We start from the raw sequence: 23,486 nt of genomic DNA, 5'->3' as shown, positions 1-23,486 counted from the left end.
CACGCGGAGAAAAAATGTTGAATGGCCTGAAAAAAGAAGAAAATGGACAAACAAAAAGATGGGTGGTGCAAAGTGGGGCATACAACCAAAAAAGGGTCGCCCGAGATGCTCCCGGACGACCCTTACTATCTTGCAGGCTGAATAGTGTTACTTTTGAAGAGTACTGTAATCGGTATCCACTGAAAATCCCTGTTCGGATGCCGGAAAACTCCCATCACGAACTTCACTCACGTACTGCTTGACCCCTTCCCGGATCATTGGGGCCAGTTGTTGGTATTGTTTCACGAACTTCGGAATGAATTTTTCAAACATGCCCAACATATCGTTTACAACAAGGACCTGCCCATCACAATCAGCACCAGCCCCGATACCGATAGTCGGGATAGTGAGAGATTGCGAGATAATGGCGGCCAGCTCCGATGGAACACACTCAAGCACGAGAGAAAAAGCCCCTGCCTCTTGCAAGGCAAGTGCGTCTTCCAGCATTGTCGACGCGCTTTCAAGATCCTTTCCCTGCACCTTATAGCCGCCCAGCTGAGAGGCTGTCTGGGGAGTCAGGCCAAGATGGCCCATAACCGAGATTCCGGATCGAACCAACTCTGCCACAGTATCAGCGACAGCCTTACCCCCTTCCAGCTTCACAGCATCACAACCCGCCTCTTTCACAAAGCGAATCCCGTTTTTCACACTATCCCGGAGACCGGTCTGGTAGGACCCAAACGGCATATCACCAACAATAAATGAATCGGGAGCACCGCGCCGTACCGCCGACGCATGATGAATCATGTCGTCCATGGTCACAGGAACGGTGGAGTCATAACCGAGTACAACCATACCCAGTGAATCCCCCACCAGGAACATGTCGACCCCACAATCCGCCATGAGCCGGGCCATCCCAGCATCATAGGCTGTCAGCATGGAGATCCTGGAGCCCGCTTCTTTCATCGCAATGATTTCCTGAATTGTTTTCGCCATCACATCACCATGTTAGAATTATCATTTGTGGGTTGAATAATCATACGTCATTATCAAAAAGACCGGGTTGAACAGAGGGAGGCCTCAACAGTTTCCTGTCGAAGTGGTCATAGGCCATCGCTGTGGCAACCCTTCCTCTCGGGGTCCTTTTTATAAAACCGGACTGGATGAGAAACGGCTCATACACATCCTCAAGAGTATTTTTTTCCTCGCAAACAACCGTTGCCAGAGTTTCAAGACCTATCGGCCCCCCCTGGAACTTGTCGATAATCGTCAGCATGATCCGCCTGTCCATTTCATCCAGGCCAAACCGGTCAACGCCAAGCAGGTTCAGGGCATCATCGGCTACTTCAGCGTTCACTACCCTATGCTTGCCTACCTGAGCAAAATCACGGACCCGGCGAAGAAGCCGGTTGGCGATACGGGGTGTTCCCCTCGACCTCCTGCCAAGCTCAAGGGCACCTGAGGAGTCAATATCCATACCAAGTATGCTGGATGATCTCTGAACTATACTAACCAGTTCTTCCGGGCTGTAGAATTCCAGGCGCAAGATAACACCGAACCTGTCCCGTAAAGGAGGGGTAAGCAAACCCGTGCGGGTGGTTGCGCCAATAAGGGTAAAACGGGGTAAATCCATTTTAATGGAACGCGCCCCGGGCCCCTGGCCGATGATCAGGTCCAACTGGAAATCCTCCATGGCAGGGTAGAGCACCTCTTCAATGGCATGATTCAGCCGGTGAATTTCATCAATAAAGAGGACATCCCCCTCCTGGAGACTTGTAAGGATAGCGGCTAGATCACCCTGCTTTTCTATTACCGGTCCAGAGGTGACCTTGATCCCGGCCCCCATCTCACTCGCTATGATATAGGAAAGTGTGGTTTTACCCAAACCGGGAAAACCATGAAAAAGTACATGATCGAGCGGTTCGTTTCTACCAAGTGCCGCCCTGATAAAGATATCAAGACTTTTACGCACCTGGCTCTGACCGATATACTCATCAAGCCTCTTCGGTCTGAGGGCGTAATCATTTCCGCCCTCACGGGATACCGGTTCCGGACTTACCAAACGGTCATCGCCTGCCTGGATATCTTCCTCAAAATTCATGCCAGCGCCTTCAAGCCTTCCCTGATCAGCTCTTCAATGGTGAGTTTTGCAAAATCTTCATCCCCGACTTGCCTTTTTACAGAGCCAAGGGCTTCTCTCGCTACGGGATCGCTGTATCCAAGGTTACCAAGTGCAGAAAGTGCATCCATCACCGCCGATCCGGATACCACAGGATTTGCAGAGAGCGCATCACCACCGCTTGCGCCATCTGCCAGATGACCAACCTTGTCCTTCAACTCAACACAGATCCGCTCGGCCGTCTTTTTTCCGACTCCCTGCAAGGTTGTCAGCAATTTCAGGTCTCCTTCGCCGATCGCCCTGCACAACTCGCCGACCGCCATACCAGACAACATAGCGAGAGCCAGTTTTGGCCCAATACCGGAAACAGTCTTTAAAATAAGGAACAGCTCTTTTTCCTCTTCCGCCAAAAAGCCATAGAGGATAAAGGCATCCTCACGAACATGGGTATGGATGTGGAGAAATGTTTCGCCGCCTTTCTCCGGTAGCCGTGTTACACTCTCCGTGGAGAGGAATACTTCATAGCCGACACCACTGACATCGACAATCACGCGATCACTTTGAACTCCCTGCACCCTGCCGGATAATGTGGCTATCATTTTGCTTAGAATTGGAATTGATTGGAATGGCAGATGGCCACCGCCAGTGCATCTGCTGCATCGGCGCTTGGCCGACCTTTAAGCCCCAGGATAACACCAACCATGTGCTGAACCTGACCTTTCTCGGCCTGCCCATATCCTGCAACAGCCTGTTTCACTTTACGTGGACTGTAATCGTGAACCACTAAACCGTTTTGCATAGCAGCAACCACCGCCGCCCCCCTGGCATGGCCAAGCTTTAAGGCGGAGCGTGGATTCGAGGCAAGAAATACGTCTTCTACAGCGGCCACAACCGGATCATGAAGCTGGATCACCTCGTTGATACCCTCAAAAATCTCATTGAGCCGATAGGCGAAAGGGTACTTCTGGTTGGTCCTGATTGTTCCGCAGGCCACAAACGATAGTCTGCTCCCTTGCACATCCACGACCCCGTAACCGGTAATCCGAGACCCGGGGTCTATTCCCAGTATGCGTTCCATGCTTATTGTGTAATGATGTTCAGCATACCCGCACTGGAACAGTTCGCCCCCACCTTATGAGAGTTGCTCCATCAGGGCATCGTCGATATCGAAATTGGCATGCACATTCTGGACATCGTCATGCTCTTCCAGGTTTTCCAGGAGCTTCAGCAGCGATTTAGCAATATTCTCCTCGGTTACCTCAATAGTATTCTGTGGCACCATGGAAACCGAAGCACTGACAAATTTTACACCGCCCTTTTCAAGACCTTCCCGCACCTCATCAAAATCTTCCGGAGAGGACATGACATGAAACTCTCCCTCCTCCTCGACCACATCCTCGGCTCCGGCCTCAAGCGCAAGATCCATCAGCTCATCTTCCGTCGTGGTCTCCTTATCGACCACGATCAGACCTTTTTTATCAAACATCCAGTTCACACATCCGGATTCACCGAGATTACCGTTGCTTTTTGCGAAATAGTGCCGGATATCGGCTACGGTTCTGTTTCGGTTATCAGTCATACATTCGACAAGCACAGCCACACCACCCGGACCGTACCCTTCATAGAGAATCTCTTCGTATACTTCACCCTCTATCTCACCGGTTCCCTTCTTGATGGCACGAGCGATGTTGTCCTTGGGCATGTTTTCAGATTTCGCCGCAGCAACCGCACTTCGCAGGCGGGGATTGCTGGTCACATCTCCTCCGCCCATCCTGGCAGCGACGGTAATCTCCTTGATCAAACGGGTAAAAATCTTTCCCCTCTTAGCGTCAACAGCACCTTTTCTATGCTTGATATTTGCCCATTTAGAATGTCCAGCCATAATCCTTCCTTGTTATATGTTTCATAATCCCGATAACAGGGATACGTTCTTTGATGGTAGTTTCAATTCAGCAATCTTAAAACTACATTCCGTTTTTGTCATCGATGGCGATTCTCAGTGGTCGACCAGAAAAAAGAGACCTTGCCTGAATCGTTGCATTAACAAGACATTACCTCTTCTTTCCGGGTATCACCTTTTTAAACCCCATCCCGAGCACAAAGACTTCACGACTTTCTATCCGGGAACTCTTCGGTTTAAGTACCTTTACCATATCAAATCGCTCTTTCAGGCTTTCCACCAGATCGGGAAAATCCTCCCCCTGGAAAACCTTTGTGATATAGCTGCCTTTCGGGAGAAGGAGCAGATCAACAATATCTAAGGTGGTGCGGACAAGATTCATCGATTTCTGGGCATCCGCCCATTTGGAACCGGTGGTTCTCGGCGCAATATCAGATATAATCACCCTAAAAGAGGGGCGAATCCTGCGAACCTCTTTTAGAAACTCCGGCTCACGAATATCCTGACAGAGCCAGTGAATAACCGCACCATCAGCACGCCCCTGCTGTTCAGCCTGCTGCAGGTCGACACCGACCACAACCCCCTTGGGGCCTACAACTTCGGAAGCAAACAGCGACCAGCTCCCGGGGTAACAGCCGATATCAAGCACGCTGTCCCCTCGACGCAGGAATTTATACTTCTGCTGCGCTTCTTCAAGCTTATAGACGGAACGTGCCGGATATTTGTCTTTTTTTGCCTTTTGGGCATAATAATCTTTAACTTTACGCACTTTTTAGTCCATTTACTATGCTTTGACAAGACGAAAGAAGACGGGCAGCTCACTGCTCCCGACCATCTTTCGTTTGCTTATTTTCTTTTACATAACAGTTTACCCAACGAAAAGCATCCCCTCTGTTTTTCACTACACCTTCAATCTGGAGCGCCTGCAGTTCCTTTAAAATCACAGAAAACTGCGGGCCGGGTTTCAACCCGAAGGATACTATCAAATCGTTCCCTGTCATCAAAGGCTTACACGCCAGGACAGGTTCGATATCCCTATCGTATATGGTTATAACCTCATCATACAAGGCTATCAGTTCCAGCTCGATGTTTTCCGGTTTGAGCTCCCCTTTACTCGCCATACTATCGGCCATGGCGAGTAAAAAAAGCCCCTGGAGGTGATCCCCGGCCCGGGCGCAAAGTTTCAACGCAGCCCTTTTTGTTAATCCCTGCTTTTTCATGGTTGTGCAGAGGTGAAAGGGATGCATGTGCATGGCAACAAGATGACCGACCTGTAGTCGCTGCTCATTACTCCATTTGAAGCGCATCCCGATATGCTCCACCAGCCTGCTTCCAATCTCATCATGCCCGTAAAAGGTCACTCGCCCAGGTTCCTTTTTTGAGTCATCTGATGCTGTAGGTTTTCCGACATCATGGAGTAAAGCCGCCCATTTCAAATTACCTGCTCGCCCTTGATCTGTAAGGTAGGCAGCAAATCGATTTTCATGACCAGGGTACCCGAAATCAGGTCTTGAAAGAAGATGTTCCATTTCCCGAAGCGCCTGGAAATTATGGTGAAATACATCAAGGTGGTGAAAACCCGGCTGCTCCAGACCATCCCCTTCATAGAGCTCAGGCAGGAGATGGTGTAAAAGACCTGATTTATGCATCTGCCAGAAGCCATCGCCCCCGTTCCTGGCAGAGAGGATCAATTCCAACTCATAGCCGATACGTTCCGCCGCCACCTTATCTATTTTATTTGCATGAAGGGACACCTCCCTGAACGTATCAGGGGAAACTTCAAATCCCAGACTGACCATGAACCTGAAAGTTCTCAGCAGCCGCAATGGGTCATCGACAAAGGCACGCGGACCGTGCCGTATAACCCCGGCCTCCAGGTCGGCCATCCCTGATAAAGGGTCGAGAAGGTCTCCTTCACCATCCTTGAAAACTAATGCGAGGGGAACAGCAAGACTGTTTATAGTGAAATCGCGAAGAGCAAGATCCTCCTCGATAGTACATGCCCCACGCCGAAAAGAAGAAACATCGATATCCAGCCCCTGCCAGGCAACCCGGGAAGCCTCTTCTTTCTCGGTCCCGAGCGGCACAAAGGCACCCCCACCAAGCTGTGCTATTAAGCTCCTGCAGAACCGATGGGCCCCACCATCTATCGTCAGATCGATATCACCGGGTAGCCTGTCCCCCATGAGCCAATCCCGTATTGTCCCACCAACAAGGTACACCTTAACACCGCAATCCATTGCGACAGCACGGAGCGCCTGGAAGACCCCTGGGGGAAAGCAGGCTTGTAATTCCGGCAACTTTTTTATTCGTGGGTGCAACACCAGCCTCTCTGACTTATTTACATCGGGATAATCTTTTTCCAGGCCTTACAATTTACCACACTTGGGTCATTCGCGGTACCTTAACGGAATTTCCCTTTTGAAGGCCCGAAAAGCCCTCCACAAATATAATATTTCACGTCCTGACCCCACATCACCAGCTCAAACAAACACTCTTGAGCCATTATGAATCATTTTCTCTCCGGGCAGGCCAATCAATCTGTCGAGGATGCCTGGCTGAGGGCGTCCAACTTCTTGAGTAAATCGGACAGATGATTCTCAGTGGTCAAAAGAAGAAGTTGTGCGCTGTACTCATCTGGATTCTTTTGATAATTATCGCGGGATTCTATCAGTATCTTTTCGGTTTGTGCTATCTGTTCCCTTAGGGCATCTATCTCATTCACGCGTATGACCACCTTGAAATGTAATGAAGTTTCTCTCCTTTGCAGGCTCAATTATCTACAAAACTCCCCTACAGTATTGCTAAACACCATTTTTTCAAGGTGGTCTTTACTCTTACATGTATTTTTTAACTATTGCATCATAGGTACCATCGGCCTTCATGTCATCAGGTGCCTTCTGCCACTTGGCGATGACATCATCTGCTGTATTTTTACTAAAGGCAATATAGAGCTGGGTGTCTTTCACATCCAAAACCTTCTCAAGCTGGTCACTTACACCTTTTTTCTTTGCTTTGTAGATTCCCTGGAGTTCACCAACAATCCAGAGATCAATTCTACCGGCGATGAGTTTAGGTACATTTTGCTCATCATTGAGAACGGAATCAAGATTGGTGAAACCGCTGTCTTTGAGGAATGACTGAGCAGCAACATCTTTATAGGTACCAATTGTTCCAACTTTTTTTGGTATCTTCCAAAGAAGCGACACTCACACCACTTCCTTTTTTAGCAAACAGGACCCACTTGTTTGATGCCACCGACCCCACCCACTTGAACATATCTTCACGTTGCTCGGTACGGGTCATTGAGTAGAGAATCAGACCGTCTTTTTTCTGGATCAACCCATAGGCCCTGGCCCAGGAAAGAACCTCGATATCACCAGAATGTCCAAGACGATTGGTATGCTCAACCATCACCTCGGAGGACAGGCCGGTCAGCTTCCCGTCCTCAGTATAATTATAAGGAGGATACTCTTCCGTCATAATCTAGAAATCGGCAGCAAACACAAATGAGCTGCCAGCAGCAAAAAGAAAAGAGCAGATAATTCCGGCTATCAGTTGTTTGATTTTCATTTTTCCCTCTCTTTGTTTTGGTTTCGTCGGCTCCAATAACCGTCTTTCATAATTGCTTATGCCTTAAAAAGCCCTACCATTTTTGAGAGCTGAGTTGAAAGTCCGGACAACCTTTCAGCACTCTCACTGACCTGTGCACTATTTTCAGTTATTTTATTCGAAGCGAGAGTAACCTCCTCGATTTCGTTGGAAATCTCACCAACCGACATATTGGACTGGGCCACATTTTCATTAACTTCCGAGAGCCCCTCACTGGCCTGGGAGACATTCTGGGCAATCTCCCTTGTAGCCACAGACTGTTCTTCAATGGCTATGGCAATTGTTCCGACAAGGGAATTGACTTCATTAACCACCGCAGCAATCTGCTCGATATGGGATACTGTCCTTCTATTGTTGCCTGTATACCCTCAATTTTGGTACGAATCTCTCCGGTTGCCTCGGCAGTTTGTTTGGCAAGATCTTTAATCTCGTTCGCCACAACCGCAAACCCTTTACCCGCTTCGCCCGCCCTTGCTGCCTCAATAGTGGCGTTTAAGGCGAGAAGGTTCACCTGCTCGGATATCTCGGAAATAGTCTCAAGGACTTTGCCGATACCGGCAGCAGCCTGGCCGAGTTCACCTACCTGCTGTGAAGCATTCTCAGTCTGCTGAACCGCATCAACGGTAATACTCTTTGCTTTTTCCGTGTTCTCAGATATCTGGCTAATGGTAACATTCATCTCCTCGGCGGCAGAGGCAACCATATTGATATTGGTGGCAGCTTCTTCCATGGCCGCTGCTACCGAATTCATATTCCTGCTCATCTCATCTGAGGAGCTGGAGACATTCGAAGCTTTTTCAGAGGTCTGTTTCGCATCCTGCTTCATGTTGACAGACAAGGTGGCCAGGCTACCGGAAGCATTATCAACCATCCCCTGGTACTGTTTAAGTATATTGTCTACGAGTTCGCTCTCCTGCTTATTGACAAATCCACCCACCACAACCAGCAGAACAAGCACAACGAGACTGGTGAAAAAGGCAGACTTGAAGGAGATCGATAGATCGTTCCAACTTTTCATTCGAGTACCCTTTGGTGAAGATTATTCTTGAACAACGAGGCCATGCTCCCCATAGCCGGTTGAAAAAACATCTAGAATACAATCCCGATTATTGTCTTGCTTAATCGAAGCGCAGGTTGGAAAAAAGAACCGGTTTTGAGTGACGTGATTTTGCTATAGCAAAGAAAATCGAAGATAGTCAAAGATGGCCCCCAGGAAAAACAGCACATTTCTAAACGATGAGCTAACTGCACAGGGAATACGGAAATGACCAGCCAGGATGGATCTTTTCCCGGACGGATACCTCCTGGCGTATTCTACCTGAAGCCTATCCCAAAGGGAGGCCGGGAAACGACAAGAGCAGGCCAACAAGCAGAAATTCTATTCGTTTCCTTTACATTTTACGAAGTTATATTATATAATTTTGATCCGGCAACAACCATCACACTTAATAGTTTTCTTCCTACACCCCAGTTTTTTTTAATGTAGGACGAAACCGAAATAACACTTTACCCGTAACCAATGAAAAATTTACTTATTTCCCTCACTATAGTTTTTCTGTCATTGACTATTTTTTGCGCCCTGGCACCTGCTCAAAAAACCCAAAGCGGCAAGGACAGCGAGGTCGCAGCCACCTACTTCAAGGTAGTAGACCTGATCCTGACAGGCCAGTCCCGGAAACTGGAAAAACTGATGGACGATATTGCCAATTCAAAGGCAATAACCGATGATGGGAAACGACGGCTCGAAGAGATGTACAAGGAGCTCCTGAGGATAGATGAAGCACTCCTCGATAGATGGGTAAGCAGTTCACCCAACTCCGCGCACCCATATATAGTTCGGGGTAAATATTACCTTATGCAGGCAGAACGAACCATCCAAAAGGACTCCCAGAAATCTACCCCCTCTCAGGATGCAGCCCTACAACTCTTACAAAAGGCACAGGCTGACTTTGAAAAGGCAAACAAGCTGAATCCGGCTAACCCTGCGTCAGCAGCAGCGATGGTTGCAGTATCCATGTACAGGGGGTACGATAAACAGGAGATGGAGCAATGGTTTATCAAGGCAACTGGTACCGACCCATTCTGGCTTGATTCGTACCGGAACAAACTCCACTACCTGTCACCATCCAGGCAAGGGTCTGATGCTGCAATACTCGACTTTGCCCTCAAATGCGCTGCCTCTTCACCAGCTGGCAGCAGTGTTTATTCTATCCTGTTCGATTATTTTGAGACCCTCAACCCACGCCAGCAGGACATTGAAACCACCGGTACAATACAACTCAACTTACCCGACAGGGCCACGGAAGCCTTCCTGCAGACAATTAAGAGGTTCAAGGCGGATTTTCCTTACTCCAATATCCCGTACTACTACGAAGCGCGATTCCGATTTCTGCAAAGTGATGAAATACCAGCCGAATTTATTCTCAGCAAGATCCTCAGGGAAGAACCACAAAACATACTTGCACTCGAAGCAAGAATTACCCTCTATATGGCTTGGAAAAAGTGGCCCAAAGCCAAAAAGGACATAGACAGACTGTTGCAAATCTCTCCAAACTCCCTTTTTGCAAAGGCAAACCGTGATGCCCTTAACAGGCAGACCCAAAGCAACTAAGCCTCTGTACGGATAGTCCACAAAAATGAACATACTGGCAGGAACGCACTCATGACCATAGAATGGCTGGCGGATAAACTCGCCCCACTGAATATGCCGCCGTCAATGACAGAGTTACTGGCCGCAGCCCTTATTTTTTCAGGCGTGCTGCTTGGTGTGACTTTTGCTACATTCGCCGTAAGGCGAACACTCATTCGGCTGATAACGGCATGGATACAGCAAAACCGATACCGCTGGGATGACCCACTGGCCAACAACCGGTTGCTCACAAAAATCAGCTGGGTTATTCCCGTTTCGCTCTTCTCCATTGCGCTGGACACCTTCCTGACTCCCTCATCGGCAAGCTACCTTCTTGCCAAAAAAACGGTTATGGCCGGATTTGTGATCGTTGGGGTGGTAAGCCTTAACTCCTTTTTTTCGACCATTAATGATATCCATCGTATTCTCAGGAAACAAAAAGGAAGCACCCTGCGTGGATATACCGACGCTGGTAAAATAGTCACCTTTGCCCTTGGCACCATTTTCCTTATTTCCATATTCACCGGTAAATCACCTTGGGGTATTCTCTCCGTGCTCGGTGGCCTGACGGCAATAACCATGCTGGTGTTTAAGGACACCATCCTTGGCTTTGTCGCCTCCGTACAGCTCACCTCAACCGACATGGTCCGAATCGGGGACTGGATTGAAATGGGCCAGTACGGCGCTGACGGTGACGTGATCGAAATGTCGATCAACTGCATCCGTGTACAAAACTGGGATAAGACTGTCACGACCATCCCCACCTACGCCCTGGTATCTTCATCATTTAAGAATTGGCGTGGTATGAGCGAGTCGGGAGGCCGCCGCATCAAGAGGGCGATAAACCTCGACATCAGTTCTATCGGATTCTGCAGTAACGAGCAGCTGGAACAATATGGCAAATACCACCTCATATCGGAATATATTGCGCGTAAACAAGGGGAAATCGAGGAATACAACAATCAGCACGGTATTGACCCAAGCTTCCCGGTCAACGGTAGAAGGCAAACAAATATTGGAATTTTCAGGGCCTATATCATTGCTTACCTGAAAAACAACCCGATCCTCAATGACAGGATGACCTTTCTCGTCCGCCAGCTCGCTCCTACCGACAGAGGCTTGCCTCTGGAAGTATACGTCTTCTCCAAAGACCAGGCCTGGGCCAATTATGAAGCAATCCAGGCAGACATTTTCGATCACCTGATCGCCGCCGCCCCGGAATTCGGGTTACGCCTGTTCCAACACCCGACCGGCCATGACGTGCAGAGCGCAACCGGTTACCTCATTCCACCATCGGCTTGACAACTATGCAGGATTCAGAGATTTACCTTTACCTTGCCCCACTGAGGGGCATCACAGATGTGCTTTTTCGCACAGTCTTCAGTAACCATTTCGGCGGATTCGACAGTGCCATCGCACCATTTATCAACCCGCAACAAAGCCCGAGCAAGAAAACACACATGCTGGCAGATGTGCAACCGAGAGTCAATACACACCTTGCCATCACCCCCCAGCTGTTGAACAACAACGCCACCGAATTCCTTGAGCTTGCCAAACGATTGGAGGATTTAGGATACACACAGCTCAACTGGAACCTTGGATGCCCTTCACCCATGGTCGCGAACAAGAAACGAGGCTCAGGACTGTTACCTTACCCGGATACAATCATCAAGATCCTGGACACGGTCTTGCCGAAAATGAACGCAACACTGTCCATAAAAATGCGGCTGGGTTTTCGGGAAAAACAAGAAGGATTTACCTTGCTGCCACTTCTTAATGAGTATCCACTTGATGAAATCATCATGCATCCTCGACTGGGCAAACAAATGTACAAGGGAAAGACAGACCCGGATGGATTTGCAGAGTGTCAAACACTCACTCATCACCGGCTTGTCTATAATGGGGATATCACCACAATCGATACATTTTCTGAACTTGCTGCACGCTTCCCTGCCGTTTCACGATGGATGATTGGCCGGGGAGTACTTCAAAACCCTTTCCTGGCTGAAGAGATAAAAGGAATTGATGAGAAGAATCCGACAAAAAGAAAGAAAAAAATCCGGGAATTCCACGACGAGTTATGCGAGGGATATCGGCAAAGGCTATCAGGCCCCGGCCATCTTTTGGGCAAGATGAAACAGCTCTGGCTGTATCTCTATCTTGCATTTCCCGGCAAAGAGAAAGTACTCAAGAACATAAAGAAGGCCAAGACAGAGCAGCAGTTTCTAGACGCTGCGGAGGAAATGTTTCGTTAGTTTTAGGATGAGAACCAGCTAAGCGAGTTGGTAAAAGTCTATTTTACCCATTGCCTCATGGCAACTTTTACAGACCGCCGCATCTCACGGAAAAAGTCTGAACCGGTCTTCTTGAAATAGAAATGCTGACCAATATTCTCGGCGCCTTTCACCCAGCCGGACTTTTTTAGCCGGTTGATACGGTCGTGGAACATCAGCTCGAAGCTATCCGCATCAAGTCTTCTATACTTCCCCTTGAAATGGATTGCGTCCTGTGGAAAGCGCGGAATGCCCGATGGCTTTCGTTCTTTTCGTAAGCTGTGACCGAAACAAACCATGGTTATCGGAAAAACCCAGTTCGGCAGATCAAACATCTCCCGGTGGATCTCGTAGTTCTCCATGATATCCCCGATATAGCAGGAGCCGATCTGCATGGCCTCTGCACCGATCACAGCATTCTGTGCAGCAATAAGGGCATCGCAACAGGCGAGCATCAAATCCGCCTCCTTCGGCGTTTCAAATTCCACATCGAGTTCCCGGCACTTTTCCGGGACACCTGAGAGGGTATAGTAGTCGAACCATCGCTGCATATCAGCGAGAAAAACAAGGACAAGTGGTGCCTTCGCAATAAATGGTTGATTATCGCATGTCGTAACAAGTCTTTCTTTTTGTTCCTGCTCCACCTCCAGGATGGAGTAGAGCATCATGTTACCCGCTGTTGGTGCCCTCATGGCAGAACCGATGATGTGAGCCTTTTCCACTGAATTGATTTCTTTTCCAGCGTACGCCCGCTCGGAGCGCCGAGCCATCAACAAATCAAATGTCTCATTCATCACAACCCCTTACAGCATCCAGTCCATGAATTCAGTATCTTCTATTGTTTCGGCCTGTATCGATTTGTTCTCCCCTCCGAGCCTAAGGGACACATCACCAGGTGGCCGGCCACCATCTACCTGCCGACCGTAACGAACAACGAGACGGGCAGCATATTCAAGATCCGCCTGTCGCAATTCTTCAGACCCGTAGCAACTGGCTGCACGGCGCAACAATGCCGTAGGTCCAGGACGCTCGGGCATCCGCAGCAGAGCATCACCCTGCTCAGCCCATGAAGTAAGCTTATCATTGTCTTTCATATCACGACCAAGAATCAGCCACCCACCACCCGGCAGTTGAAATTGACGACCGACAAGCAACAAAAGGATATCGGTAACCGTCATATCGGCCGCCCTGACTACGAAATTATCGTCATAGAAATTTTTTATCCGACGGCTCAGGTTTGGGTCTGCCAGTATGCACCCACCCGCCGGTGCCGGATAGTCCTTGATACCGAACTCTGCGGCCAATGCGATCTGCTGCGAGCGTCCACGACCGCTGAATCTGAGCAGCTTTTCACGATCCACCAGCCCCTGCTCTTCGGCAAGAGTCGGTGTCATCAACTTGGCGCTAAGCGGCCGGAGCAAGATGGAACGGCTTTCCGAATCCCTGCTAATCACGTTTAAGGTGTCTCTACGCTGGGACATAGGTCGCTGGCCAAGCACCTCACCAGAAATCAAAAAAGATGCTCCGAATTCCTTGAGCATCTCTTTGGCCCGGCTCACCATGAAAATCTTACAATCCACACAAGGATTGAAATTCTTGCCAAAACCATACGTCGGTTTGCGCAGCATCTCCAGATACTCTTCGCTTATATCCCGGACCACCACCTCAATACCGTATTTTTCCCGCGCCTCATCCTGATAACCTGGGATATCGTCCAGTATTTCATAATGAAAAAAGGGCGAGACAAACTTGATGCCCGTAACCTGTATCCCTTGAGCCATTACCAGCCTGGTGGCCAGGATTGAATCGAGCCCACCTGAAAAAAGCGATAGGGCCTTTACCTCACTCATACTGTGCCACTCCCCTTGACCAACAGTTCCCTGGCCCATGCCTGGGTCTGCTCTGTTGCAGAATCTCCTGCCAGCATTCTGGCCAGTTCCTCAACCCTGCTGTTGTTTGATAACCTGGTAACCGACGATTGTGTCCTTCCGTCCTCGACCTCTTTTGAGACTTGAAAATGCAGATCTCCCCGCGCCGCAATCTGCGGTAGATGGGTAATACAAAACACCTGATGATGACCTGCCAGTTCCTGTATCTTACGTGCGACAGCCTCGGCTGCTTCCCCGCCAATTCCGGCATCAACCTCATCAAATATTACGGTATCGACCATATCCTTTTTGGCAAGCAGACATTTCATCGCCAGGAGTAACCGGGACAACTCACCACCGGAAGCAACCTTGGCAAGCGGTCGTGCAGGTTCACCCGGGTTTGCAGAAAAAAAGAATTCGATGCGGTCCCAACCGGTTGATCGCAGGGTTTCCGGCTCCCATGCCATATCCTGCCAGTGCACCTCAAAACCGGATTGCTTAAATGCCAGCGAAGAAAGCTCCTTACTCATGGCCTCCTCCATAGCCGCCCCAACCTGTTTTCGCTTTTTCGAGAAGGCAGTAGCATAGCTGCACACCATATTCTCTATGTCCGCAACCTCTTTTTCCAACTCGTTTATACGGCGGTCCATAGTCTCAATTTTGTCGAGCTCAAGACGGGCGTTTTCGGCAAATTCAAGAACCTGCTCAATGTATTCTCCGTATTTACGTTTTAACCCCTGTAGGATATCGAGTCTTTCGGTAACCTGTTCCAGCCGGAGCGGATTGGATTCAAGCCCATCCCGGTAATGACGCAATTCCGCTACATGATCTTCTGCCTGAAACGTGAAACTGCCAATTTCCTCGGCCAGCTTTTCAGCACCTGGATCAAGCGCTGCCAACTGCTCCATGTTTTTACGCAGCTGAATGAGTTTATCCGTAATATCGCCAGAGAGCTGGTAATAGCTTTCCTGGCTGACTTTCATCAGCACGTCTGCACTTTTAAGCCTTTTTTTCTCTGCCGCCAGGTCCTCATCCTCCCCGACGTACGGCCCGGCCTCTTCGATTTCTGCCAACTGAAATGTGAGGAAGTCTTTACGTTGCTCCTTGTCCTGCTCTTCCCGCTTTAACTCGGAAAGCTTTTTCCTTTTCTGCTGCCACTGGGAGTACAGATCCTCCATCTCCACCCGGTCCTGCCACAATTCACCGTAGGTATCAAGGAAATCAAGGTGCAATCCCGCCTGGAGAAGTTTCTGGTGATCATGCTGGCTGGCAACAGTGAGCATGTCCGCTGTTATTTCAGAGACCAGCCTGGCCGTGGCCAGCGAACCGTTCACGTAAAGCTTGGACCTACCGGAATTATTAATAACCCTTTTAATTATAACAGTGGAATCACCACCAAAACCACCCTCATCCAGTTGTCTCAACAAACCCTCGTTTCTGCCGTTAATCTCAAACTGGGCTTCGATAGTACAGTTCTCCGCACCGCTTCGTATCCAGTCGGCCGAAGCACGACGCCCGGTCAGTAAATGAATAGCCCGGAGCATAATCGATTTACCTGCACCGGTCTCTCCTGTCATGACAACAAGGCCCCCGCTCCCGGACTCTTCAAAATTGAGTTCAAGGGAGCTGATAAGAGCTAGATTTTTTACACGTAGTTCACAGAGCATTTTTTAAGTCCCACAGACCAGACAACAATAAAACAACCACTATGAACACGATCGCTGCAGAACACCTGTGCAACCAGCAAACCGTGTTACTTGACTCCACCGTTAAAGAGCAGTAGATTCACTACTGGTTTTCGTGAGTTTAGAGCAACATCCAAGATACATGCCGGGGCAGCATCGAAGAAGAGCCCATCACATCCATTATCTTAACGGTTGTGATATGTAATTGAAACCCATGGATTTCCCACTGAAAAACATTTGTACCTGCTTTTTGCAGGTTAAACTCCTATAACAGGGGAGCAAAATCATGGCAACCGCTTTATAAGTATTGAACCCGGTTCCCTGAAAATATAATCCTGAAACGGAAAATTATGAGAAACAAACAATCTCTCAGTGCCAGCCTTGAAGACTATATGGAGGCTATCTACCACATCATCGAGGAAAAGCTTGTCGCCAGGAGCAAGGAGATTGCCGCCCGCCTCGATGTGAGCAGGGCGTCCGTCACCGAGGCATTGAGGGCTCTCTCCAAGAGGGGACTGATCAATTATGCACCTTACGAGGCGATCACCATGACGGAAAAAGGGAGAAAAGTGGCGGAAGATGTCATTTTCCGCCATGAAACTCTCAAACGTTTTTTCGTTGAAGTGCTCGCCCTCAATGACGGTATCGCCGAAGAGGGCGCATGCAAGATAGAGCATGCAGCGCCCCCGGAGATCATCACCCGAATGATCAGTTTTATCGATTTTATGCAGCGCTGCCCGAGAGGTGGCGAGGACCTGATCCGCGGTTTCAGGGAGTACTGTGTAAACGGCATTACCGAAGCCAAATGTGAAAACTGTATCTCAGGTTGCCTGGAACAAAACGATTCGGACAGCTGCTAACGGCTGTTTTGGTATTAGCCTCGAATCAAGTCGACAATCTCACCTTCCTCGGGAAACCGGTTCAATGCCTTTTTGGAAAAGACATTTTTGCCGTCCACCACGATTTCATAGACACCGCCTGAGGAGCCGATGAGTTCCACATCAGCACCGAATTCACGGACAAGTTCGGCTTCCAGACCGGAAGCGCGGGGTTTATAGTTTCACTTTTGGCAGTATTCGATTGTAACTTTCATCTCTTCACCTTGGACTATTTTGCAGTTACTTAGTTTCCACCCTAAAACCAGGTATTTCAAAGTCTACACTGATCTGGTCCAGATCGAGGCATGTGAAAAATTTCACCCCAGCCATCTAACTGATATCCCGTGGATAAAATTTTAAGCAAAACGAAGATATTGGCCCAAAGTGCAGTTGTAGAATGGGAACTACTTGTAGTTTATGCACGGTCATCGTGCATTTTTTCTTATAGAGTGTATAGTAGGTGTTTTTTTTTTGTAAGCAATCATCTTTTTCGATCACCAGGTCCGTGCTGATGATCCTGCAGATGTCTTTTCTACGGGAAATAGTTGAGATATCATATAATTGTACAATTCCCAGGAACAGGCAATGAAGTCCACGACTTCGGAAAACGATCTCTTTTCACGACTGCACGAACTGAACCGGAACGAGCGTGACAGGCTTTCCCCACTGGCCGTCACAAGTGAACAGGCTATCAGACGAAAACAAGAAATACGGCCAGGGTATCGGCAACAATTCGCCCTGGATGCAGATCGCATACTCCATTCACGGGCCTACACCCGTTACATCGACAAAACCCAGGTCTTCTGTCTGGTGGAAAACGACCATATTACCCACCGGGTTCTGCACGTCCAACTCGTTTCCCGAATTGCCAGGACCATAGGTAGATTTCTCCATCTGAATGAAGACCTGATCGAGGCCATCGCCCTTGGACACGACATCGGCCACCCTCCGTTCGGTCATGACGGAGAAACCTTTTTATCAGAAATCTGCCTAGAACATGGGCTTCCTTCTTTTCAGCACAACCTGCAGTCGGTCCGCTTTCTCGATAAACTTGAACGAAAGGGGCGAGGCTGGAACCTTACTGTCCAGACCCTCGACGGTATACTCTGCCACGACGGGGAAGTCCACTCCCGCTCCCTGAACCCGGAAAGCGACCTGTCATTTAGTGTTTTCGATGCTAAAATGAGACAGAAACAGACGGACCCGACTGCTAAAATAGTCCCGTCAACTCTTGAGGGATGCGTGGTACGACTTGCGGATACCATTGCCTATATCGGCAGGGACATTGAGGATGCCATCGTCCTGGGATTAATAAAACGTGATGATATTCCAAAAAACTGCAAGAAACTTTTTGGCGACACCAACGGTACCATTGTCTATACTCTGGTCACCGACCTCCTGACCAACAGCCGTGTCACTGATCCAGGGGGCCAATCCACCGCTGCGTGTACAATAGGCTTCAGCCAGGAAGCCTCTGAAACCTTGCGAGATCTCAAGCAGTTCAATTACGAACGAATCTATTTCGCGCCAGAAACTAAAAAGAACTACGATTTAATACGAGCCTGTTACCGGAATATGTTCCGGTATTATATTGAACACTTGTCAGCACAAGGTGACGATTGCTCCTTACAGGTCGACTTAATGCGAGATGTAGGACATGAATACAACGGCGCCCTTTCTGCCGCAGAAATGGTCAGGGACTTTATCGCCGGTATGACAGACGATTTTTTTATCAGCCAGGCGGCACAAATCGGCTGCAGAATTCCGGAGAAACAATGAAACTACCACTACGTAAACTACTCCCCGGGGAGAATACCCGTCTTATTGCTGTTGCCACCTTTATCGGGGTGGTCTCCGGTATCCTCAGCATCATATTCCGTAAAGTGGTGGTGCTGTGCCACGAGTTTTTCCTGGTAGGTGGCAGGGAACTGCTGCAAATTGACTCCGGCGGTTGGCAACTGCTGCTACTACCACTTATCCCCATTACCGGCATGGTGCTGCTTATTCCCCTGTCTTTGCTGTTTCCTGGTGAGGTAAACGGCTACGGTTTCACGAAATTCCTGAAAACTGTCAATCTTGAGAGTGGTTATATAAAGGGGCGAACCATTTTTCTTAAAATTGTCTCCACGGCCCTGACAATAGGAACAGGCAACTCTGCAGGCGTTGAAGGTCCGATCGCCCAGATAGGTGGTGCAATCGGTTCCCTGACCGGTCAATTTTTCAGGGTTTCGGGCAACAGGATGAAACTCTATATTGCTGCTGGCTGTGCAGGCGGCATCGCCGGTATGTTTAATGCGCCTATTGCAGGCATCTTTTTTGCGGCCGAGATAGTATTGCTCGGCACCTACGAGATATCGTCATTCGCTGCTCTGGTAACCGCTTCGGCTATATCTACAGTGGTTACCCGCGCGTATCACGGTGAACTTTCTATATTCTTCATCCCCCAATACAATGTTGTCAATTATTACGTGGAGTTACCTCTCTACAGTTTAATGGCGGTATTTGTCGGGATGATAGCGGTCCTCCATATCAAAATATTCTATTACATACGAGACAAATACCAAACCCTCCCCATTCATCCGCAACTCAAACCGATAACCGGAGCCCTGATGATTGGAATTATTGGCATGGCCTTTCCGCAAATTATGGGAGATGGTTATGAATTTATGGAACACGTGCTGTACGGAGACGGAATAACGAAAATAATGGTGGCACTCATCTTCATGAAGATTCTTGCCACCGCCATTACCCTGGGCTCAGGGGGAGCTGGCGGAGTCTTTGCCCCTGCCCTTTTTATCGGATCCATGATAGGGGGAGCCTTCGGTTCCATTGCCCATCGCCTGCTGCCAACCATGACCGCTGACTCCGGAGCGTATGCCAGCGTAGGCATCGGCGCATTCCTGGCAGCCTCTACCCATGCGCCACTGACAGCTATTTTTCTTCTTTTTGAGATGACCGGAAATTACAAAATCATAGTACCGGTTATGCTTGCCTCTATTATTGGGACTGTCGTCGCAAAGAAATTCAATGAGGACTCGATCGACACGGTTGATTTCAGCCGTGAAGGGATAAATATCCACGAAGGCCGGGAAGTTGCCATCATGAAGTCGCTGAAGGTGGGATCTGCCATCAGTGAGGATGTGGATTTTATAAGTGAACGAGCTAATATCAATCAACTGCTGGAAATATTCAGCCAAACTACCAGCGGATTCTATTTCCCTGTTGTTGACGACAGCGGCAAAATGACCGGAATTATCTCAATGCTCGATGTAAAAAACCTATTGCATCGGGATACCAGCGAACGTACCTCCGAACTTGTCGGCAAGATATGCAATAGAAACGTCATCACCCTCACCCCTGATGATACCCTCTACACGGCCATGCAACTTTTTGACATTAAGGGTATCGAGGAAATACCGGTTGTCGAGACCCTTGAAAACAGGTGGGTAATAGGTATGCTGAAAAGACGTAACGTGATCACCGCGTACAACCGCCAAGCACTCAAAAAAGGCATCAGCGAAAAGATCGGCTCGATCCGAATTGCAGATCCTGAATAACAGGATGTGAACACCTTTCCACAGAGGTACCACATGAAAGTTGACCCATACGCTGACGTGTGGTATACAACCCGCAACAGTAGTTTACTGTGGAAACAACAGCAGTAAAGACTACAACCAAATGCACCCGTAGCTCAGCTGGATAGAGCACCAGGCTTCGAACCTGGGTGTCAGGGGTTCGAATCCCTTCGGGTGTACCAAATATATCAAGCGCTTAGCCACTTTGTGACTAAGCGCTTTTTCTTATGGTTCTATGCCAACTCTATTAAAAGTATAAGTCGATTGTAAGGTTTGAAACCTTTTTCTATAAGGTATGCCTCCCTTTTTTTCTTCACTATACCTGTAGCCAGAATAACTCCTCGAAAATCATATGATTTAAGGAACACAGCATTTACCGAAAGATTAGCTTTTGGGCCCATGTTGTTCTGGAAGGGAAAATTGAATAGACTATCGGCGGGAAACATCAAGCTTTCATAAAAGGCGATAGATACTACATTCCAAAAGGAGTTGAGCACTCAGGAATAATATATGCGGGTTATGCTGATGTCTCATTCTTTGACGAACCTGATAGATATAACGTGAAATGACTACTACTACTGCACTATCAGCCATGCTTAGCACTTACCCAATACGAAAACATGGTCTGTCATATTCCCTCCCCCCTAGGTAATAGACAAGAGAGTAGAATCAAATATATCCGAATCTGCACAAGTGTGGACTCGAATTGGGGCATCATGCTGCAATATATTTCATTCTGCCTAACAACATAGAACCATAAATCGTTGATGTGGCCAGTCGAAGAGAAACAGGAAAAAGGTAAATATTCTAATTTTCTTAAACAGTTAACCTTGCCAGCTCAAGTCTCTTAAGTTGGATTGAAAAGGCTTCTCGTATGCTATCAGGAAGAAGCTCTAGATTTACATTTTCTGACAATCTGGAAGTGTTCGGTTGTAATTTTAACTGCCGGAATAATTGTTCTATCTGGCGCCGCCTCAACATGCATTTTAGAGGGAGGAGAGTTGGTTATAGGAAATAACCGATTTTTTATGCCTGTACAGACAAAGTGACACGTGCGTCCTGAGAAACGTTCATACCATTCGATTGCACTTCCGGCAAAATCCTCTGAAAAGATATTTCCTTATTACTACTCCGGGCTTGTTCAACCACGGATAAGATCTTGGATCGCTGCGCTCTCACAATTTATCCTTATTCGTTGGATTTCACGCACAATCAGACATTCCGATAAGCATGCAGGAATCCAAATTTCACAAACCCACCGAAAGATTAATCCCTATTAGCTTCGAGATTCGGTGGCTTCCCTTCAGGGATGAACTTGCAAATTTTCTCTATATCATTCCAAGCTTGGACCGAAACCTCTCCCACTACCGGGGCGGTAATCTCCATGCATCATCCCGCGGTGCCCCATACCCCTTCCAAAACGTCCCCACCAGCCAATTTCTGATGTATCCTTGGGTAAAGTGCGTGCAAAGCTCAAAAGGTCAAGAATATCTTTTTCGCTCCAATCATTGATTATTGCTGAGGGCATCCTTGTGCCGGGTTGACCATTTCTAACCTTGTGGATGAATTCCCAGGGGTTGTTGTAAGCTATGGTGCCCACAAACTCGGGCTTTTCAGCGTCTCCAAAATTTATTCCTATACCTACCGAACCGTGGCACATTTGAGTACAGTTTCTACTAAAAATATAGCTGCCCGTTCTTGGATTACCTCCTATGGGCACACCTTCATCATCCACAAATTTGGTTGTGTCAATAAGTCCTTTTTTGATAAAAAGTGCAAGATCGGCGATTTCTTCTTTACCAATATATTGCGTGAAATCGTGATTGTTTTGATCGCCTCTCTTGTTTACGTTCTCAAGTTCCTCTATGGACATTTTCTTGGCTGCCTCATACACTCCTTTGAATCCGGTGTAGTGAGACCCCTTGCCATAGGCGCCGTTCTTGCCACGATAGTCCCAACCATGACACTCCTTGCACCGATAAGTATCATATCCATTCCTTTTGTTAGTGTTTTGCTCCTTCCAAAGATGGTAATCTTTTTTGGGTTTCTCCGTATCAATCGTGGTTTTCCACCAATCGTCATAAAGTTGTCCACCACGGCTTATGCGTAACAGTTCATCGAGTTTGTCATTTTTTTCTTCCTGCGAGTATGATTGTGGATATAATTGCTGAGTTGATCTGCCCATCATGCCTCCCCCCATCTGGGACCATGCAGCCGTGCCAAAAACTGTCAAAAACAAGAAGATAATAACAATTTTTTTCATAGTATCCTCCTTAGTAGGGATAGTTGTTTCAAAAACTTTGTACCAATTGTTATTAAAATCAAACGTTAAGCTCACAGACCGCCTGATTTTAGCCCAATGAACTATGTATTTTTATAGTTCTTTCTTTGATTCCACTAAAGCTTTTAAACCCGCGACCTCAGGCGGTCCTTTGTGGAGCGGCCTTGTTAACTATTTAATATTTGGAAATTGAGCGGGGTCGGTGAATACCCAATCTCGATCCTTAACAGGTGTATGGCATGAAATGCAAACCTGTGCGCCTTTATTGAAAGGTTTTTGATCTTGTCCGACCCAACGCGCCCAACCCCAACCATATGTTTTTGAATATTTCTTAGAGTCTTTCAGCATAAATTCAGCATGAACAAATTGTCCTGGAACAATTGCTTCTTCCCAATTATCTAGTTGAATATCCTTCCAAACTACTTTTCCTAAAATAGCTCCATCAGGCCAAGGATTAACTCTACCAACACGTGCAGCTTCTACTGCAACATCATTACCTAATATTATGCGAATTGTATTGTTATCAGTTCGGTGAGAAACTGCTATTGAAGCCCATTTTTGCCATCCATTAGGATAATTGATATCGTGAGATTGTTTAATGTCAGCCCCGGAAGTAATAATGGGCAATCCAAGCAAAATTAATGAGACAAAAAAAGATGTTTTAGATTTCATATTAGTCTCCTCATT

24 protein-coding genes and 1 tRNA gene are annotated in these 23,486 nt (G+C 47.9%); 7 read left to right on the top strand and 18 right to left on the bottom strand.

Annotated elements, in window-relative coordinates; all coding sequences use genetic code 11:
- Positions 1-147: 147 nt before the first annotated feature.
- The 12 genes from panB to GA520_RS03990 form a co-directional block, all read right to left on the bottom strand.
- Positions 148-975, bottom strand: coding sequence for a 3-methyl-2-oxobutanoate hydroxymethyltransferase (gene panB, locus GA520_RS04045; protein WP_163337967.1), 828 nt, complete (start codon positions 973-975; stop codon positions 148-150).
- A 40-nt stretch (positions 976-1,015) separates the two neighbouring features.
- Positions 1,016-2,080 carry a Holliday junction branch migration DNA helicase RuvB gene (gene ruvB / locus GA520_RS04040; RefSeq protein WP_163337968.1) on the bottom strand — a complete coding sequence of 355 codons (1,065 nt, stop codon included), beginning with the start codon at positions 2,078-2,080 and terminating at the stop codon, positions 1,016-1,018.
- Positions 2,077-2,697 carry a Holliday junction branch migration protein RuvA gene (gene ruvA / locus GA520_RS04035; RefSeq protein WP_163337969.1) on the bottom strand — a complete coding sequence of 207 codons (621 nt, stop codon included), beginning with the start codon at positions 2,695-2,697 and terminating at the stop codon, positions 2,077-2,079. The genes ruvB and ruvA overlap by 4 nt, the downstream gene beginning before the upstream one ends.
- Positions 2,698-2,702: 5 nt before the next feature.
- Complete coding sequence (ruvC, locus tag GA520_RS04030; protein ID WP_163337970.1) at positions 2,703-3,176, bottom strand: crossover junction endodeoxyribonuclease RuvC; 474 nt, start codon at positions 3,174-3,176, stop codon at positions 2,703-2,705.
- Positions 3,177-3,230: 54 nt separating this feature from the next.
- Complete coding sequence (locus tag GA520_RS04025; RefSeq protein WP_163337971.1) at positions 3,231-3,980, bottom strand: YebC/PmpR family DNA-binding transcriptional regulator; 750 nt, start codon at positions 3,978-3,980, stop codon at positions 3,231-3,233.
- A 169-nt stretch (positions 3,981-4,149) separates the two neighbouring features.
- Positions 4,150-4,767 (bottom strand): RlmE family RNA methyltransferase, encoded by a 618-nt coding sequence (locus tag GA520_RS04020; protein ID WP_163337972.1) that lies wholly within the window; start codon positions 4,765-4,767, stop codon positions 4,150-4,152.
- A gap of 49 nt (positions 4,768-4,816) precedes the next feature.
- On the bottom strand, positions 4,817-6,322 hold the full coding sequence (locus GA520_RS04015) for a CCA tRNA nucleotidyltransferase (RefSeq protein ID WP_163337973.1): 1,506 nt from the start codon (positions 6,320-6,322) through the stop codon (positions 4,817-4,819).
- A 212-nt stretch (positions 6,323-6,534) separates the two neighbouring features.
- A complete protein-coding gene (locus GA520_RS04010) occupies positions 6,535-6,723 on the bottom strand; it encodes a hypothetical protein (protein WP_163337974.1) in 189 nt (62 codons plus the stop codon).
- A gap of 112 nt (positions 6,724-6,835) precedes the next feature.
- On the bottom strand, positions 6,836-7,207 hold the full coding sequence (locus tag GA520_RS04005; protein WP_163337975.1) for an ABC transporter substrate-binding protein: 372 nt from the start codon (positions 7,205-7,207) through the stop codon (positions 6,836-6,838).
- Positions 7,155-7,481, bottom strand: coding sequence for an ABC transporter substrate-binding protein (locus tag GA520_RS04000; protein WP_163337976.1), 327 nt, complete (start codon positions 7,479-7,481; stop codon positions 7,155-7,157). Before GA520_RS04000 ends, GA520_RS04005 begins: the two co-directional genes overlap by 53 nt.
- A 146-nt stretch (positions 7,482-7,627) precedes the next feature.
- Positions 7,628-7,924: a hypothetical protein gene (locus GA520_RS03995; RefSeq protein ID WP_163337977.1), complete on the bottom strand. Its 297-nt coding sequence runs from the start codon at positions 7,922-7,924 to the stop codon at positions 7,628-7,630.
- Complete coding sequence (locus GA520_RS03990) at positions 7,882-8,628, bottom strand: methyl-accepting chemotaxis protein (protein WP_163337978.1); 747 nt, start codon at positions 8,626-8,628, stop codon at positions 7,882-7,884. The genes GA520_RS03995 and GA520_RS03990 overlap by 43 nt, the downstream gene beginning before the upstream one ends.
- Before the next feature lie 501 nt (positions 8,629-9,129).
- Between GA520_RS03990 and GA520_RS03985 the strand changes: the two genes are divergently transcribed.
- From GA520_RS03985 to GA520_RS03975, 3 genes are read left to right on the top strand one after another with little or no spacing between them, the layout of a single operon-like run.
- Entirely contained in the window at positions 9,130-10,221 is a 1,092-nt protein-coding gene (locus GA520_RS03985; protein WP_163337979.1) for a hypothetical protein, read from the top strand.
- A 51-nt stretch (positions 10,222-10,272) separates the two neighbouring features.
- Positions 10,273-11,541, top strand: coding sequence for a mechanosensitive ion channel family protein (locus tag GA520_RS03980; protein ID WP_163337980.1), 1,269 nt, complete (start codon positions 10,273-10,275; stop codon positions 11,539-11,541).
- Between the two features lie 59 nt (positions 11,542-11,600).
- The gene (locus GA520_RS03975) at positions 11,601-12,494 is read left to right on the top strand and encodes a tRNA-dihydrouridine synthase family protein (RefSeq protein WP_240910130.1); all 894 of its coding nucleotides are present in this window, start codon (positions 11,601-11,603) and stop codon (positions 12,492-12,494) included.
- 38 nt (positions 12,495-12,532) lie between these two features.
- Here GA520_RS03975 and GA520_RS03970 read toward each other — a convergent pair whose 3' ends face one another.
- The 3 genes from GA520_RS03970 to recN are packed head-to-tail and all read right to left on the bottom strand — an operon-like array spanning position 12,533 to position 16,047.
- Positions 12,533-13,306 carry a nitroreductase family protein gene (locus GA520_RS03970; RefSeq protein ID WP_163337982.1) on the bottom strand — a complete coding sequence of 258 codons (774 nt, stop codon included), beginning with the start codon at positions 13,304-13,306 and terminating at the stop codon, positions 12,533-12,535.
- A gap of 9 nt (positions 13,307-13,315) precedes the next feature.
- Positions 13,316-14,362, bottom strand: a complete 1,047-nt coding sequence (locus GA520_RS03965) for a thiamine biosynthesis protein (RefSeq protein WP_163337983.1) — start codon at positions 14,360-14,362, stop codon at positions 13,316-13,318.
- Complete coding sequence (gene recN, locus GA520_RS03960; protein WP_163337984.1) at positions 14,359-16,047, bottom strand: DNA repair protein RecN; 1,689 nt, start codon at positions 16,045-16,047, stop codon at positions 14,359-14,361. The genes GA520_RS03965 and recN overlap by 4 nt, the downstream gene beginning before the upstream one ends.
- Before the next feature lie 368 nt (positions 16,048-16,415).
- Here recN and GA520_RS03955 point away from each other — a divergent pair, with 368 nt between their 5' ends.
- On the top strand, positions 16,416-16,925 hold the full coding sequence (locus GA520_RS03955; protein WP_163337985.1) for a metal-dependent transcriptional regulator: 510 nt from the start codon (positions 16,416-16,418) through the stop codon (positions 16,923-16,925).
- Positions 16,926-16,939: 14 nt separating this feature from the next.
- Here GA520_RS03955 and GA520_RS03950 read toward each other — a convergent pair whose 3' ends face one another.
- On the bottom strand, positions 16,940-17,158 hold the full coding sequence (locus tag GA520_RS03950; RefSeq protein WP_304511291.1) for a SelT/SelW/SelH family (seleno)protein: 219 nt from the start codon (positions 17,156-17,158) through the stop codon (positions 16,940-16,942).
- Between the two features lie 370 nt (positions 17,159-17,528).
- Here GA520_RS03950 and GA520_RS03945 point away from each other — a divergent pair, with 370 nt between their 5' ends.
- The 3 genes from GA520_RS03945 (at position 17,529) to GA520_RS03935 (ending at position 20,700) form a co-directional block, all read left to right on the top strand.
- On the top strand, positions 17,529-18,722 hold the full coding sequence (locus tag GA520_RS03945) for a deoxyguanosinetriphosphate triphosphohydrolase family protein (RefSeq protein ID WP_163337986.1): 1,194 nt from the start codon (positions 17,529-17,531) through the stop codon (positions 18,720-18,722).
- Positions 18,719-20,500 (top strand): chloride channel protein, encoded by a 1,782-nt coding sequence (locus GA520_RS03940; RefSeq protein ID WP_163337987.1) that lies wholly within the window; start codon positions 18,719-18,721, stop codon positions 20,498-20,500. The genes GA520_RS03945 and GA520_RS03940 overlap by 4 nt, the downstream gene beginning before the upstream one ends.
- 123 nt (positions 20,501-20,623) lie before the next feature.
- Positions 20,624-20,700: transfer RNA gene (locus GA520_RS03935), tRNA-Arg, on the top strand.
- Between the two features lie 1,151 nt (positions 20,701-21,851).
- On the opposite strand, the gene GA520_RS03930 is transcribed toward GA520_RS03935, so the two are convergent.
- Positions 21,852-22,781, bottom strand: coding sequence for a cytochrome c (locus GA520_RS03930; protein WP_163337988.1), 930 nt, complete (start codon positions 22,779-22,781; stop codon positions 21,852-21,854).
- Positions 22,782-22,970: 189 nt separating this feature from the next.
- On the bottom strand, positions 22,971-23,471 hold the full coding sequence (locus tag GA520_RS03925; protein ID WP_163337989.1) for a cytochrome P460 family protein: 501 nt from the start codon (positions 23,469-23,471) through the stop codon (positions 22,971-22,973).
- Positions 23,472-23,486 lie beyond the last annotated feature (15 nt).

The sequence above is a fragment of the Desulfopila sp. IMCC35008 genome, assembly GCF_010646885.2.
Taxonomy (GTDB): Bacteria; Desulfobacterota; Desulfobulbia; order Desulfobulbales; family Desulfocapsaceae; genus Desulfopila.
Note: the sequence above shows the minus strand (reverse complement) of the source record. Positions and strands in the feature narration are given on the sequence as shown.

Bases quoted from the DNA above. Each gene is read 5' to 3' on its own strand.
- panB (WP_163337967.1), bottom strand. From the start codon at position 975: ATGGCGAAAACAATTCAGGAAATCATTGCGATGAAAGAAGCGGGCTCC.
- ruvB (WP_163337968.1), bottom strand. From the start codon at position 2,080: ATGAATTTTGAGGAAGATATCCAGGCAGGCGATGACCGTTTGGTAAGT.
- ruvA (WP_163337969.1), bottom strand. From the start codon at position 2,697: ATGATAGCCACATTATCCGGCAGGGTGCAGGGAGTTCAAAGTGATCGC.
- ruvC (WP_163337970.1), bottom strand. From the start codon at position 3,176: ATGGAACGCATACTGGGAATAGACCCCGGGTCTCGGATTACCGGTTAC.
- GA520_RS04025 (WP_163337971.1), bottom strand. From the start codon at position 3,980: ATGGCTGGACATTCTAAATGGGCAAATATCAAGCATAGAAAAGGTGCT.
- GA520_RS04000 (WP_163337976.1), bottom strand. From the start codon at position 7,481: ATGACGGAAGAGTATCCTCCTTATAATTATACTGAGGACGGGAAGCTG.
- GA520_RS03990 (WP_163337978.1), bottom strand. From the start codon at position 8,628: ATGAAAAGTTGGAACGATCTATCGATCTCCTTCAAGTCTGCCTTTTTC.
- GA520_RS03985 (WP_163337979.1), top strand. From the start codon at position 9,130: ATGAAAAATTTACTTATTTCCCTCACTATAGTTTTTCTGTCATTGACT.
- GA520_RS03980 (WP_163337980.1), top strand. From the start codon at position 10,273: ATGACCATAGAATGGCTGGCGGATAAACTCGCCCCACTGAATATGCCG.
- GA520_RS03970 (WP_163337982.1), bottom strand. From the start codon at position 13,306: ATGAATGAGACATTTGATTTGTTGATGGCTCGGCGCTCCGAGCGGGCG.
- GA520_RS03965 (WP_163337983.1), bottom strand. From the start codon at position 14,362: ATGAGTGAGGTAAAGGCCCTATCGCTTTTTTCAGGTGGGCTCGATTCA.
- recN (WP_163337984.1), bottom strand. From the start codon at position 16,047: ATGCTCTGTGAACTACGTGTAAAAAATCTAGCTCTTATCAGCTCCCTT.
- GA520_RS03955 (WP_163337985.1), top strand. From the start codon at position 16,416: ATGAGAAACAAACAATCTCTCAGTGCCAGCCTTGAAGACTATATGGAG.
- GA520_RS03945 (WP_163337986.1), top strand. From the start codon at position 17,529: ATGAAGTCCACGACTTCGGAAAACGATCTCTTTTCACGACTGCACGAA.
- GA520_RS03940 (WP_163337987.1), top strand. From the start codon at position 18,719: ATGAAACTACCACTACGTAAACTACTCCCCGGGGAGAATACCCGTCTT.
- GA520_RS03930 (WP_163337988.1), bottom strand. From the start codon at position 22,781: ATGAAAAAAATTGTTATTATCTTCTTGTTTTTGACAGTTTTTGGCACG.
- GA520_RS03925 (WP_163337989.1), bottom strand. From the start codon at position 23,471: ATGAAATCTAAAACATCTTTTTTTGTCTCATTAATTTTGCTTGGATTG.